The 12,090-nt window shown below is 53.9% G+C and carries 18 protein-coding genes; 9 read left to right on the plus strand and 9 right to left on the minus strand.

The genetic code is table 11. The features are described from left to right. Positions 1 to 26: 26 nt before the first annotated feature. The 8 genes from WH303_RS12890 to WH303_RS12925 all read right to left on the minus strand — a co-directional run bounded on the left by WH303_RS12890 (position 27) and on the right by WH303_RS12925 (position 4,415). Positions 27 to 359, minus strand: a complete 333-nt coding sequence (locus WH303_RS12890; protein ID WP_339518949.1) for a hypothetical protein — start codon at positions 357 to 359, stop codon at positions 27 to 29. Continuing rightward, on the minus strand, positions 352 to 630 hold the full coding sequence (locus tag WH303_RS12895) for a DUF3310 domain-containing protein (RefSeq protein WP_339518950.1): 279 nt from the start codon (positions 628 to 630) through the stop codon (positions 352 to 354). Before WH303_RS12895 ends, WH303_RS12890 begins: the two co-directional genes overlap by 8 nt. 494 nt (positions 631 to 1,124) lie before the next feature. Continuing rightward, complete coding sequence (locus WH303_RS12900) at positions 1,125 to 2,504, minus strand: replicative DNA helicase (RefSeq protein ID WP_339518951.1); 1,380 nt, start codon at positions 2,502 to 2,504, stop codon at positions 1,125 to 1,127. Continuing rightward, a complete protein-coding gene (locus tag WH303_RS12905; RefSeq protein WP_339518953.1) occupies positions 2,501 to 3,226 on the minus strand; it encodes a hypothetical protein in 726 nt (241 codons plus the stop codon). The genes WH303_RS12900 and WH303_RS12905 overlap by 4 nt, the downstream gene beginning before the upstream one ends. An 80-nt stretch (positions 3,227 to 3,306) precedes the next feature. Next, positions 3,307 to 3,468, minus strand: coding sequence for a hypothetical protein (locus WH303_RS12910; RefSeq protein ID WP_339518954.1), 162 nt, complete (start codon positions 3,466 to 3,468; stop codon positions 3,307 to 3,309). Then, positions 3,465 to 3,737 carry a hypothetical protein gene (locus WH303_RS12915; protein WP_339518956.1) on the minus strand — a complete coding sequence of 91 codons (273 nt, stop codon included), beginning with the start codon at positions 3,735 to 3,737 and terminating at the stop codon, positions 3,465 to 3,467. The genes WH303_RS12910 and WH303_RS12915 overlap by 4 nt, the downstream gene beginning before the upstream one ends. Positions 3,738 to 3,934: 197 nt before the next feature. Beyond that, on the minus strand, positions 3,935 to 4,135 hold the full coding sequence (locus tag WH303_RS12920) for a hypothetical protein (protein ID WP_339518958.1): 201 nt from the start codon (positions 4,133 to 4,135) through the stop codon (positions 3,935 to 3,937). 46 nt (positions 4,136 to 4,181) lie between these two features. Next, positions 4,182 to 4,415, minus strand: coding sequence for a hypothetical protein (locus WH303_RS12925; protein ID WP_339518960.1), 234 nt, complete (start codon positions 4,413 to 4,415; stop codon positions 4,182 to 4,184). A 175-nt stretch (positions 4,416 to 4,590) separates the two neighbouring features. Here WH303_RS12925 and WH303_RS23745 point away from each other — a divergent pair, with 175 nt between their 5' ends. Further along, a complete protein-coding gene (locus WH303_RS23745) occupies positions 4,591 to 4,800 on the plus strand; it encodes an ECs_2282 family putative zinc-binding protein (protein WP_445228285.1) in 210 nt (69 codons plus the stop codon). 150 nt (positions 4,801 to 4,950) lie between these two features. Beyond that, positions 4,951 to 5,196 (plus strand): hypothetical protein, encoded by a 246-nt coding sequence (locus tag WH303_RS12930; RefSeq protein WP_339518962.1) that lies wholly within the window; start codon positions 4,951 to 4,953, stop codon positions 5,194 to 5,196. Positions 5,197 to 5,255: 59 nt separating this feature from the next. On the opposite strand, the gene WH303_RS12935 is transcribed toward WH303_RS12930, so the two are convergent. Next, positions 5,256 to 5,498, minus strand: a complete 243-nt coding sequence (locus tag WH303_RS12935) for a transcriptional regulator (RefSeq protein WP_339518964.1) — start codon at positions 5,496 to 5,498, stop codon at positions 5,256 to 5,258. A gap of 82 nt (positions 5,499 to 5,580) precedes the next feature. Here WH303_RS12935 and WH303_RS12940 point away from each other — a divergent pair, with 82 nt between their 5' ends. From WH303_RS12940 to WH303_RS12970, 7 genes are all read left to right on the plus strand, one after another. Then, positions 5,581 to 6,276 carry a LexA family protein gene (locus WH303_RS12940; protein WP_339518966.1) on the plus strand — a complete coding sequence of 232 codons (696 nt, stop codon included), beginning with the start codon at positions 5,581 to 5,583 and terminating at the stop codon, positions 6,274 to 6,276. Between the two features lie 221 nt (positions 6,277 to 6,497). After that, positions 6,498 to 7,082 carry a hypothetical protein gene (locus WH303_RS12945; protein WP_339518968.1) on the plus strand — a complete coding sequence of 195 codons (585 nt, stop codon included), beginning with the start codon at positions 6,498 to 6,500 and terminating at the stop codon, positions 7,080 to 7,082. Positions 7,083 to 7,122: 40 nt separating this feature from the next. After that, positions 7,123 to 7,260, plus strand: coding sequence for a hypothetical protein (locus tag WH303_RS12950; RefSeq protein ID WP_339518969.1), 138 nt, complete (start codon positions 7,123 to 7,125; stop codon positions 7,258 to 7,260). A 120-nt stretch (positions 7,261 to 7,380) separates the two neighbouring features. Beyond that, positions 7,381 to 8,661: an NF038132 family protein gene (locus tag WH303_RS12955; RefSeq protein ID WP_339518970.1), complete on the plus strand. Its 1,281-nt coding sequence runs from the start codon at positions 7,381 to 7,383 to the stop codon at positions 8,659 to 8,661. An 83-nt stretch (positions 8,662 to 8,744) separates the two neighbouring features. Then, positions 8,745 to 9,206, plus strand: coding sequence for a DNA-directed RNA polymerase subunit alpha C-terminal domain-containing protein (locus WH303_RS12960; RefSeq protein ID WP_339518972.1), 462 nt, complete (start codon positions 8,745 to 8,747; stop codon positions 9,204 to 9,206). A gap of 153 nt (positions 9,207 to 9,359) precedes the next feature. After that, positions 9,360 to 10,073, plus strand: a complete 714-nt coding sequence (locus tag WH303_RS12965) for a DUF3800 domain-containing protein (RefSeq protein ID WP_339518973.1) — start codon at positions 9,360 to 9,362, stop codon at positions 10,071 to 10,073. A gap of 1,107 nt (positions 10,074 to 11,180) precedes the next feature. Next, entirely contained in the window at positions 11,181 to 11,666 is a 486-nt protein-coding gene (locus WH303_RS12970) for a hypothetical protein (RefSeq protein WP_339518975.1), read from the plus strand. Positions 11,667 to 12,090 lie beyond the last annotated feature (424 nt).

The raw sequence follows: 12,090 nt of genomic DNA on the forward strand, positions 1-12,090 counted from the left end.
CACTAATCGCCTTGAAAGATCAAACCTCATCGCACCGCCCTCCCCTCTGCCCGGTTGCTGGCCTCTTGGCTGCGCCAGATTTCCACCTGCATCTCGGCGGCTTTTAGCTTCCAGCGCAGGGTTTCTTCGGCCTCCACGGCCACCTTGTAGCCCTCCAACACCTCCAAGTAATCTGGATGGCCGTAAGCGTCTGCCTCCCGCTCGGAGACGGTCTTGCCGTCCGAATCCTTCATCAGCAGCGCCTTTTTCGACTTGCGGAATTCTTCGAGGTGCAGCCGTTCGGCGCGGGCCTTTGCGAAGCGTGGCGCCGTCTTCAGCATGTAGTCAACTGCTGCCTGTGGGTCAATGGGCTCAGTCACGGCCAGCCCCCATGTCGATCACGGGCAGGTCCAGCAAACCATTGGATGGCTCGCCTTTCGCCTCAGCCAGGAACTGACGATAGTGCGCCGCCTTGGCCGCGTCGTCGGAGGCGCCCTCCTTCTTGCCGGCGCGCATCGAGTACTTGATGATGTTGCCCTTGAGGAAGCCGATGTACTCCTCCTTGGTCAGCACCTCACGCATTACCTCGATGGGCTGGATTGGCATGCTCTTGTAGTGGTCGCCGCCGATTTGGGTGTCTAGTGCGCTCATGCGATCTCCTTCACTGGCACTGGCGCCCATTGCAGTGTTTCGTCTTCGCCTTCGTTGTCTCGGATGGGGCGGAGGTACATATCTGGTACTCCGAATGGATTCCCATCAGGGGCGATGCGTCGGCCATTTATCTCTACAAGCCAAACACTTCCTTCATCCCAAAACTTTCCCGTACGTGCACAAATCGATGACCCGCCTATCAATTCAAGAACCACCATCACATGGCCGACCTTGATATAAGCCCCCTCTGGGCCCGCTATACGCACGGCCAAATCTCCAGGTTTGCAGTTCATCCCCTCACCCCTTCCTGTTGAGCCAGGCATCCCTGACCTTGATCACATTTACCGGTGCAGCCTGGTGGCTGTTGCATGTTTGGTGTGGTGGCAGGAACCGCCACGATGGGCCAAACTCGCATGGCGCCATGTGGTGCTTTGCCATCGGTGTTGTTTGGCCGGACGAGTCCTTTAGCTGCCAGTGTTTGCAGGTTGCACATGTCAATCCATTCCCCTGTGTGTCTTGGTTGCGCTTGATGTAGTCAGCGATGGCGGCGTGCCGCCCCATGCTTCAAAGCGGGTCGATTCACCATGGAAGAACAGATGCACATCACCGGTGCGGCCCTGACGGTTCTTGGCTACCCGGCAAACCGCGTAGTTCTGCCACTGGGCGTCAAGGCTTGGGTTCGCTGCGATCGGGCGATGCAGGAACATCACCACGTCGGCGTCCTGCTCGATCGCGCCGGAATCACGCAGCTCATGCAGGCCCGGAGGCTGCATCTGCTTCTCTGCAGCGCCGCGGTTCACCTGTGCGAGGCACACCACAACGATGTTCAATTCCTTGGCCAGCGATTTCAGGCCCCGGCTGATCTCCTCGACCTGGTAGGCGCGGGCTTGCTTGGGGTCCAGGCCGCTCATCAGGCCGATGTAGTCCACGATCAAGACATCCAGGCCCTTCGATCGCTTCAAGCGGCGCGCCATCGATCGAACCTGCAGGATGTTCAGGCCCGACTTGTCGGAGGCGTACCACTTGAGGTGGCGGGAGCGCTCTACCCCGTCGACAACAGCATCCCAATCCAAGCCCTGGCCCTTCTTCGGGCGCTTGATGCTGCCGATCGCAATTCGGCCCAGGATCGCCGTCTGACGATCGCGCAGGTCAGAATGCGGCATCTCCATGGACAGCATGCCGGTGTGGTACTCGGAGGCCAGGTGAAGGCCGATCGACATTGCGAACGAGGTCTTTCCCATGGCTGGGCGGGCTCCCACCACCACCAGATTGCCGCGCACAAAGCCTCCGTCCAACATTTCATCGAGGTCGCTCAGACCAGAAGCCAAACCGACAACCTCGCCACGCTCGCGCATCTCAATGAGCGCGGTGTGTTGCATTGCTGCTGTGTAGGCATCAACCCAATCCTCAATGGATTCGTTCTGTTGAAGGCCGGACAGCACTGCCTGGGCACGATCGATGCGATCGTCAATCGATCCATCTTCGAACGCCAGGGCGGACACTTGTTCACTCGCGCTGTAGAGCTGGCGGGCGCGCTGAAGGTCCAGCAGCAGCTTCACCAGCCGGGAGATCCCGTAGGTGCCATGGTCGTTGCAACTGGCCACCTCGTTGAAGTAAACGAAGTCAACGACACCCTTGAGCTTTTCCAGCATCGCGCCCAGCTCGAAGGCTTCGCCGCCGATCGCAAAGGACTGGATCGCCGAGAAAATGTGCTTGTTGGGCTCAAAGTAGAACGAATCAGCAGTGACGCCGGCGGCCACTTCTTCGAGGTTCACGTTGGGCAGCATGAACATGGACAACAGTCGCTGCTCAACCTGGATGGAACTCAGACGCTCGGCGGGGTTCGCCAACTGGTCGATGGTTTCGAAGTTCATGCGGCCTCCTTGTTGTCGTAGTTGCCCTGCATGACCTTGGCAAAGTTGGTTTCGTTTGCCAGCCAAGCCAGGTCGCAGCCCGTCCATTGACCGTTGCGGCCAGACAGGAAGTCGCTCCCGGAGACGTAGTCGAAGAAGCGGGCGAAGAAGTCGATCGCCGATTGCTTGTCGGTGGCGTAGCGATCGCCGTTGCGCTTCTTGGCCGTCAGCACCCAGACCCAGCGAGCCTTCAACGCTTTCGCCCGAGCCCCGCTCCACAGCTCAGGCTTTGGCTGAGGCAGCATTGGCAGCTTTGCAGCAAAGAGGTCGATCAGCTCGGCATGTGGGCAGTCCGGCAGCGCAGCGGCCGACGAAGAAGCTTTAGCTTCTCTAATCCCTTCCTTTCCATTCCCTTCCCTTCCGTCACTGACTTCTCCATGAGCATTCAGTGAGTGATCCTCGCCTTCATCTGAATCAGTCTCATCCTTCTCAATGAAGGATGGTTGAGGGATGTCTGTCTTTGATGGGCGATTGATGACTTGGTGCTTCTTGAAGCCCTTGAGATGCAGGTAGTGCTCGTCGCTCACGGAGTAGGCAACTACCACTCCTTGAGCAAGCAGCTCCTCAAGCAATGGCGCCGTATCAATGTTGTCGGCAGGGAAAACTTGCATCTTCAAGCGCTTTGGGGAGTGGCGCATATTGCCGTTGTCGTCGGCAAAGTTCAGCATGCCGATGAAAAGCAAGCGAGCACTCAGTGAGCACTCAGTGAGTCGCTCATCTGTCCACAGTTCCGGTTTGATAGTTCTGATGCGTGCCACTTGTCTTACCCCTTGCTAGGCCGATAAATCAGCCATAAAATGCGCTTACGTTTTTCGTTAAACCAAATGGCTTTGTCCCGGTTGCCGCCGTGATAAGCCGCTACAGATAAATCGCCTGCTCGCTTCGCCAAAAGCCACAGGCGTTTTTCTTTTGTGTCGCTGGTCATGTGGCCTCCCAGACGCGATAGCCATTGCGCAGCAGGTCTTCGCCTTCAAACTGCACAACTTGCACCTGGCCGCGTGCCTGCAGCTCAGGCAGACGGCGGCAGACCTGCTCTACCGACATGCCGGTGGCCTGAGCCATCTCGCCGGCTGTCAGGCTCTTCTCTTCGCCCAGGGCTGCCAGGATGCGGACGTAGTGGTTGCCAGCGAACAAGGCTGCGCGCTCGCCTGCGATGACGCTAGTGATTGGGTCGCTTGCTCGGACGTTGTTCATCGCAGGGCTCCTTTCAGAATTCGTTGGGTCTTGAGGGTTGATGCCTGGGACTGAGCCCCGCTTTCGATGTAGTAGCCGTGGTAGCGGGGGTTGCGCTCTACTGTCTTGAGGATTCGGGGCTTGGTGAGCCCGGAGGCGATGGATTTGGCTGGGCGGGTGAAGGCGTTCATACTTTTGAGTAACTGAGAAGTACCGCCCTAGTGCATCCAAGCGAAACGGAAGAGACGTGCGATGGGGTTCATCGCAACACCTTTTTCCAGCCGGTCCTCGTACTCCAAAAGCATCCGTTTGGCGGCCTCGGAGAAGGACACGCCTTCGCAAAATGCTTTGTTATTGATAGCGCGAATCTGTTGTGGAGTCGCGCCCTCCAGATCAATGCGCAGCGGGAATAGGTTCATTGGTATCTACATGGGCTGAGGGTTGATGAAGTGACGAAAACCAGAATCACGCCGCACGCATAGCGCCGAAAGCGTTCCTGTCAAGCTGGCGGAACGAAATAGGATTTCGCTCATGCTCCATCTCATCAGCCAGCTTCAACAGCACATCTCGAAGAGCCACGGCGGTCGACCCGCCGTTGGACAAGCGCTTAGCCAGGCGCAACAACTTCTCCTCCTCCTCTTTGCTGCCTCGCAGCATGCAAATAGGAACGCGGACAAGGTCGCGGTTTTCGTAGGCCATGGTGTTTTTTTCCTCTCTCTCAAAAATCAGGGGGCTGGAAATCAGTTCGGATATTGCGATTCAGACCAGCGATGCCAGGTCTGCGTATGCCATCGGCAATGGGGTCGGGCTGGACATGGAGAGCCCACCACGCGAAGATTGGTGTTCCACAACTTCACTTCGCATGAGGGCCTCCATGAGCACAGAACGAATCGCATTGGCTTGCGTGAGCTGCGGCAGCACGCAATTCAGACATCCATCCGGCAGAGAACTCCAACCGGAAGACGTCTTGACCTGCAATGGGTGCGAGCGTCAGGTCACAGTAGGCGAGGCCCGCAAGCAAGCTGCGGAGGCTGTTCGCAAGGCATTGACGAACACCCTCGGGAGCATGTTCAAACCCAGATAGAAGGGACTTCAACTCGGCCTGAGCTCGCTCATTCAAGACGACAGAGGTCGATGCGGTCATGCAGCCTCCTTGTGATGAACGTAAGGGGTGGCAAAGGACGCCTGACTAGAATTGCGGTTGCACTTAGCAACACTAGAAAGGGCCCTTGCCATGGAAAAGAAAGAAGCCAAGCACCAAACCTTCGAGCAAGGCTCAATACAGGCGTTGGAAATTGCCATCGCAACACTGGTGCGGGTACTGCCGGAGCCATCAAAACAAGCGTTCATCACTTCGTACCTCCAGAATGTTTCGATGTGGGACGACTTGGCTTTGCCATCCACTGCCATATCCGAAGAATGGCTGTCCGGAGTGAGGGAAACTTCCGAGGGCTTGCTACGGCTTGTTCAGCAGCCCTAATTCCGCGACGCTCCAGCTCTGCCGCGCATGCTTGCTTCGAGAGCAAGCCGGGGTTGAGGTCAGCCATGAGCAGCCTCCTTTTTGTTCTTGAGCTCAGGCCAGATCAGCTGCCAGTCGTTCGGGCGAAGGTCTTGGCGAGTCACAGCACCCTTGGTCGCAGCCTCGATTGCGGGGCATCGCTCGACTGGCACAGGCCGAATGCCATTTGCCCACTGGCCGATGAGTTGGGCAGGCAGGTTGAGGATTCGCGCGAGCTCCGACTTTCGACCTCGGACCGCAGATGTGTATTCGCTTAAGAACATGGCTCATCTTAAGCGATAAAAAAGGAAAAATCAAGCGTATCGCTTATTTGATAACTTAAGCGTTTCGCTTCTAATCAGTCCCATGAAGACAGTCCATCAGATAAGACGTGAAAACCTCGACCTACTTGCTACAGAGTTAGGCTCGATGGAGCGAGTCGCAGCCTTGGCTGAGACGAGCGCCGTGTACCTCAGCCAGTTGCGAAAGCAGTCAATTGATCAGAAGACAGGCAAACAACGTCAGATGGGAGATAAGCTGGCCCGCAAGCTGGAACACGGCTGCAAGAAGTTGGAGGGATGGATGGACGTGGACCATGCCCGTAGAGCCTTCGACGCGAACGTGGCGGTCGTCAAGCCTGGCGTTCGCGAGTATCCAGTCATCTCGTTTATTCAAGCGGGTGCATTGAAGGAGATTGCGGATCCGTATGGACCGGGCGACGGATTTGCTACGGAGGCGGGTGATGACGATGCTGGTCCTTGGGCCTTCTTCCTGGAAATCAAAGGCGACTCAATGCTCCCTGAGTTCAAAGAAGGGGACCGCGTGCGAATTGATCCTGACGTTCGCCCGAATCCAGGCGATTACGTTGCCGCCAAAAACAGCTCCAAGGAAGCCACATTCAAGAAATATCGAGCCCGTGGGATTGATATGTTTGGAAACGAAATCTTTGAGCTGATTCCGCTTAATGAGAACTATGCCTCCATGCGTAGTGATGAGCACGATCTCACTGTAATTGGAACCATGACAGAGCACCGCAGGCGCTATCGCCATAGAGAGCGATGATAAAAGTCCTCCAGGTAGACCACCCTGTATCAAGACACCATTGCCAGACTTGCTAAAAACGTGGGGGAAAGATGAAGAGAGTTATGTGTATCGCGCTCTTGGGGGCGCTGGCCATGGGGAAGGCATTCTGCGCTTCCTCTAGCCCGTCAAATCAAAAGTCCCCCGCATATACAGCGGCAGACTGGAATAGAGATCTAGCGTCATCTTTCGTGGCCTCTGAGGTGAAGAAGAATGCCGACGGCACGACGGAATACACGGCTTGTTTCGTGCCCAACGAAATGCCAGGCTTGAAGTGTGAATTAAGTTCGCGTGTCGCAGGAAGACACGACTCATTTCGGAAGCTCGACCAGTTCACACCATTCTGGAGCAACCTCAACGAAACTCTGAGCACAAAGAGCAATGTCCAGATATACGTGTCTGCACTAGAGTGCAAGCGCCCCGCGATCCTGATCGCCCCAGTGGTTGATCGCAAAGGTGGATGGGCCTTTATGAAGAAAGTCGCCATTCTTGCTGACGGAAAAGTTGTCCTAGAGCGTGATTTTCAGCATCACGAGGTTCAGCGTAGCAACGACGCAAATGGAGTCTTTGAGCGCATCGACCTGATTACTAACGATGCTGATCAGATTGGGCTGAGGCAGTTCATTAAGGCGAAGGAACGCGTTGTACGGATAACTGGCAGCAAGGGCTATCTGACTTTGCCGACAAAAGACGTTGAGCATCTCGTGGGGGATGTTACGACAGCTTTCATCGTGCACGATGCAATAGTCAACGCGCTGTCGAAAGCTGGCGGGCCTGAGTGTCGCTAGCCCTCCCCCGCTGCGATGCCGGCGGGCATCGCAAGGACTCATGAAGACGATGGCCTGGAAGAACAAAAACATCTGGCAAGTGATTCGGGGTTGGCCTATCTACATCAAGGCTGTGTTTGCAGCCTATGTGGTGCTCATGGTCGCAGTTTTCTTTGCACTAGAGATGGGTTGGCTTTGAGCAACTAAGGCTTATGGCGGTGGCAAAGCGATTAGTAGACTCGACACAGCAGCCCGCAGACGCGGGCTTTTTTGCCCCTGCTGTTATTAGCTCGGGTTATCCCTATCGCTAATTTCAGTGATGGACAATGCGCAACAATCTGTTTACATTTATTGCTTTTTAGAAAATTGTGAACCTCGTCGCCTGGTCTGTCAAAGGGGCCTTGCCTTCAAACAGTTCAAAGCCTTGAATCACCACTTTGTAGGATGTGTTCATTCGCTTCAATTTGGAGCTCAACTCTCAGGAGAAAAAATGAAAGTTAAGACTCTTTTGGCTACAGCCGGATTAGTTTTCTCAGTCCAATCTTGGGCAATCGACACCACCGGCTGGACATGCAGCAATCTGATTGGATGTGGGACTTCAACGGCAGACGGTGTAGTCACTGATGCTCCTGTAGCAGGTACTACTGGCTACGCATGGGTGAGTACTCAAATAAATGCCGATGGCTCTAGCCCTGATGATTTTGACTTGACCAAGTTGCCCACCGGCGTACCGAACACAGAAGTCAAGAACGGTTCTACATATACTTCGCCACTCTTTGCAGTTCCTGCAGCCGGTGCACCCATTAGCTTTCAATTCAACTATGTCACTAGTGATGGGGCAGGTTTTTCTGATTTCGCTTGGGCAAGGCTCCTAGACGGATCTGGTAATGAAGTTGCGCTACTTTTCACAGCGCGTACAGATCCAGTGGAATCGGTAGTGCCAGGTAACGGAATGCCTCCGCCCCAAGCAACACTCACTCCGCCAAGTGTGCCGATCATTGCGGGCGCTCCGACTTGGTCTCCATTGGGGACTGCTGGAGGCGGCACGGGTTCATGCTACGACGCAGGATGTGGCTACTCGGGCTGGGTTGAAGCTACATACAATGTTCCTGCGGCAGGATCCTACCGACTTGAAATCGGAGTGGTCAATTGGTCTGACAATGGTCAGCAATCCGGTTTGGCGGTTGACGGACTTCTGGTTGCTGGCCAGCTACCCTCAAGCTTGGCTTTGACGAATCCCGGAACATTGCCAGCCTTTACCAAGCCTGTGTACGCTGGATCAGTTGCAAACCCCGGCACATCAACCACTGTCGACCTAGTTGTTACTGGTCCTAATGGGTACGTCGAAAACATTCAGGCTACTCTGAATCCCGACAATACCTACAGTATTCAAGGTGCAGGTTTGCCTGCTGGTCAGTACTCTGTGACCGCAACACTCACCGGTACAAGTAGCACTCAAACACAAGACTTTACGGTGACAGCGCCTCCTCCACCGACTGCCCCTCAGACAGTCCCTACTATAGGTGGTGTTGGCCTGCTGCTGCTCTCTGGGGTAGTCGCCGGATCCATGGGCCTCATGCGCCGGCGCAAATCGAGCTGATCAAGAGCCCTCTTCGGAGGGCTTTTTTACGACTGCGCATTCCCCTATCGCAGTTATTTGCGGCACCACATATGATGTTTCGCATGCTGGATGAACCACAATCCGAGACGCCCCTGCGCGATCTACTGCCTGCCTACGTGACTCACGTCCTCGCGAAGAACGGCATTCACACCGTGGAAGCAGTGCGCAGAGCCTACCCGCACGAGCTTTTGAAGCTGCGGGGCATGGGAATGCTCAGGTTCAAGCAAATTGAGAAAGCGTTTTTCCCTGGCAAGTCGTTCGAGCCAGTGCTGGCCCGCAGGCCCATACGTCACATCAAAGACTCGTCTCTTAACGGCCTCCTCACCCCTGAAACCGTACAGGCCTTGGCTCGGGACGGGATCATGACTGCAGAACAACTCTGCGCGATGGAGCCGAAGGATCTACTGAAGATCAGAGGCCTTGGACTTGTGAAGCTCAGGGAGATTGAGCGGCTCTTCTTCCCTGGCCAACACTACGAGATCCCGCGCGTCAGGAAGCAGAAGGCAGTGGACGACGCTGCCTGACTTGTGAATGGGGGGCACAGGCTGAGGGAAATGGAGGGCGTGTCCCCGCCGACTTAGCGAGGAATCAGCGACACCTTGTAAGCTGATGTAAGGCTAGTGCTGGTAGGATGGACATCCTAGGAAGAGCGAGCAATTAAAATTTAACAAAGATGTATGGCAGTTTTTAATCTTTATTGTGATGAGTCTTGCCATCTTGAAAATGATGGGCAGCTGGCAATGACGCTCGGCTCAGTTTGGTGCTCCGATGAAAGCACAAGAGAAATCGCTAGGCGAGTTCGTGAAATAAAAAAGCGGCATAAAATGCCGCCAAATTTTGAACTCAAGTGGAATAAAGTATCACCGTCTAAACTACAGCTATATATGGATATAGTTGACTATTTTTTCGATGATGATAGCTTGCATTTTCGAGCCTTAGTCGTGCCAGATAAATCAAAGGTCCATCACAACGGCTTAGAAGGCCAGGATCATGATGTTTGGTACTATAAAATGTATTTCACCCTAATCAAAACTCTTCTATCCCCCACCGGTAAATACAACATATATATTGACATCAAGGACACTAAAGGAGCAAAAAAAATAAGTAAACTTCACGAGGTGCTTTCATACAATCAGTATGATTTCTCCCGAAGAATAGTTCAGAAAGTCCAATTGGTAAGGTCTGATGAAGTCGAGCAAATGCAAATAGTTGATATGCTCGCCGGCGCGGTCTCTTATGTGAATCGCAATCTTAGCGGCAGCAAGGCCAAGGAAGCCCTAATAAGCAGAATAAGAGAGAGATCTGGATATCGCCTGAATCAAAGCACCTTACTACAAGAAAAGAAATTCAATATATTTTGCTGGCGTGCCCAGGAGGTAAATGGTGAGTGAACACTATGAATGGTTACCAGCATCTGAACCGTTGGGGTCTCATGATGGAGACTGGACGCGATATCTAAACGCGATCTACAAAATATTTGAGCAAGATTTCGTCGTAGAAAAGCCTGTATTTCGAGGCAAAAGATTAGGACTGAAGCGATACCCACTGTATGACAATAAAGAGGGTACATTTTGGCATTTCATTAGCGAGGGAAATGTAGAGGCCGACCGAATTCCAGACTTGCGAAGATGCGAGAGGATTCGCTGGCCCAAGCCTAGTATTAACTTGTGCGATTCGCGTGGAGTGTTAGTGTGGCAAGAAGAAAAAGGTAATGAGTCGAGAATCCACATATATCTCGAACATGAAGCCTATTTGGTAGTCCTGAATGAGAGAAAGGACTACATCCTGCCTTGGACAGCCTACTACGTAGATCGCGAACACCAGAGGTCAAAACTGGTAAAACGTCACGCGTCATGGTTGAAGCACCAGCACAAAAGCTGAAGCCGCCCCATAGGGACGGCTTCGTAACTCCTTCAACACTTACACGAGTCGCTGGTCGATGAGCTGAAGTCAGTATCCCTCAAGACCTTGACCCTGTCAACAGTTTCCTCTACCGGTGGCGTCCACAAGACACTAGTTGACATCAATCAACGAAAAGATATCGATATATTTGTTATATTTAGCTAACTGCTCTGGAGGGAGGAGTACTTCGGGGATAGATCCCACAGCCCGCCTTGTGCGGGTTCTTTTTTTGCCAATCATTCTTTGACAATTGACAAGGTCGAGCAGCAGCGCCTGGCATAGTATTGCCATACTCCATGGGGAGGCACCACTGCACAAGAGTTGAGCTCTCGAGTGTTTAGCCCGCAACTGCGGGCTTTTTTTATGCCTGAAGTAGCACCAACGAGACATCCGCGAACCATTGACCAAAAGAATTGGTCTAAGATGTATCCATAGATTTCATGCCGAAGTCGTGCGAAGCACCCTCCCTCCCTTCTAACACTTGCACGCTAACCTGGGTGACCAGGATCGGCCTTTTTATTCCTCCACACAACCGCCTCCGGGCGGTTTTTTGTTGCCTGGGATGCTCTGATGCGTACCCTCTCAGCGATACTTCAATGATGGAGAAGCAAACGCAAAATCAGGATGGCTCTAGTCTCGAATCGCGCACGCGACAAGCCCGCCGGCTGTCAGATCTTGCGGGCCTGGGGCCTGTGGAAGAGCGGGAGCGTAACGCACGGTCACTTATTTCCGAGCATCTGCGCAGCATGAGTAGCTCTACGCCGGCAGGACCTAGACCACAGCAGCCGCCTTATATACCGGTCGAAAAACAGCCTCAACCCTACTCCCTCCGCGCAGAGAAAATCAAAGAGTTGTCTGATGAAAAGCTCATGCAGTACCTGACTCGGGAAAGCGTTCCTCAAGACGGCGTTCTCGATGAAGGAGCGAAGATGGCCATCACGATGGAATTGATGCGCAGGCAATCGGCAAAACTTGCACCGAAATCGTGGAGACACGATAGGAACTACTTGGCTGCGCTCGCTGCTGCAGTGCTCAGCGCTGTAGCTACAGCCTTTGCAGTGTTGGATTTCTTCTCGAAGTAATTTGCCGCCTGCACAACAAGCAGGATGGCGTTGCCTACCAAAATCACCACCAGGCAGACATTCACGAATGCCAACCACCTCTTGGGCACAAACACGCTGCCCGGCGGTATGTACCCCCACTCCCCCCTATCACTCTGAGTGCTCCCGTCCGGCTTAGGTCTGGCCGGTACGCCCGCGCCTGGCTTTGCCTCGTCTGCGCTCTTCATCCCCATAGACAACCTTTCTTGCCCTGGCCGATGGTGGGCATGGGGGATTTTAGCCCTACCGCTTAAGATCGCTAAAATTTTCGCTTAATTTCGCTTGACTAAATCTAAGCATATCGCTTAAGATGACTTCATCGCAGCAACGAACGCGAAACGACCGAAGGGGTAGCGATCCGGCCCCTGAACCGACTCGATGCAAGAGGAAGGTCTAGCTCCAGTGG

This window comes from Comamonas sp. MYb69 (genome assembly GCF_037479315.1).
GTDB lineage: Bacteria > Pseudomonadota > Gammaproteobacteria > Burkholderiales > Burkholderiaceae_C > Comamonas.

Excerpts from the sequence above, each read along its gene's own strand:
- WH303_RS23745 (WP_445228285.1), top strand. The coding sequence starts at position 4,591 with ATGAGCACAGAACGAATCGCATTGGCTTGCGTGAGCTGCGGCAGCACG.
- WH303_RS12915 (WP_339518956.1), bottom strand. The coding sequence starts at position 3,737 with ATGAACAACGTCCGAGCAAGCGACCCAATCACTAGCGTCATCGCAGGC.
- WH303_RS12940 (WP_339518966.1), top strand. The coding sequence starts at position 5,581 with ATGAAGACAGTCCATCAGATAAGACGTGAAAACCTCGACCTACTTGCT.
- WH303_RS12925 (WP_339518960.1), bottom strand. The coding sequence starts at position 4,415 with ATGGCCTACGAAAACCGCGACCTTGTCCGCGTTCCTATTTGCATGCTG.
- WH303_RS12955 (WP_339518970.1), top strand. The coding sequence starts at position 7,381 with ATGGACAATGCGCAACAATCTGTTTACATTTATTGCTTTTTAGAAAAT.
- WH303_RS12910 (WP_339518954.1), bottom strand. The coding sequence starts at position 3,468 with ATGACCAGCGACACAAAAGAAAAACGCCTGTGGCTTTTGGCGAAGCGA.
- WH303_RS12960 (WP_339518972.1), top strand. The coding sequence starts at position 8,745 with ATGCTGGATGAACCACAATCCGAGACGCCCCTGCGCGATCTACTGCCT.
- WH303_RS12970 (WP_339518975.1), top strand. The coding sequence starts at position 11,181 with ATGATGGAGAAGCAAACGCAAAATCAGGATGGCTCTAGTCTCGAATCG.
- WH303_RS12900 (WP_339518951.1), bottom strand. The coding sequence starts at position 2,504 with ATGAACTTCGAAACCATCGACCAGTTGGCGAACCCCGCCGAGCGTCTG.
- WH303_RS12965 (WP_339518973.1), top strand. The coding sequence starts at position 9,360 with ATGGCAGTTTTTAATCTTTATTGTGATGAGTCTTGCCATCTTGAAAAT.
- WH303_RS12930 (WP_339518962.1), top strand. The coding sequence starts at position 4,951 with ATGGAAAAGAAAGAAGCCAAGCACCAAACCTTCGAGCAAGGCTCAATA.
- WH303_RS12935 (WP_339518964.1), bottom strand. The coding sequence starts at position 5,498 with ATGTTCTTAAGCGAATACACATCTGCGGTCCGAGGTCGAAAGTCGGAG.
- WH303_RS12950 (WP_339518969.1), top strand. The coding sequence starts at position 7,123 with ATGAAGACGATGGCCTGGAAGAACAAAAACATCTGGCAAGTGATTCGG.
- WH303_RS12895 (WP_339518950.1), bottom strand. The coding sequence starts at position 630 with ATGAGCGCACTAGACACCCAAATCGGCGGCGACCACTACAAGAGCATG.
- WH303_RS12920 (WP_339518958.1), bottom strand. The coding sequence starts at position 4,135 with ATGAACCTATTCCCGCTGCGCATTGATCTGGAGGGCGCGACTCCACAA.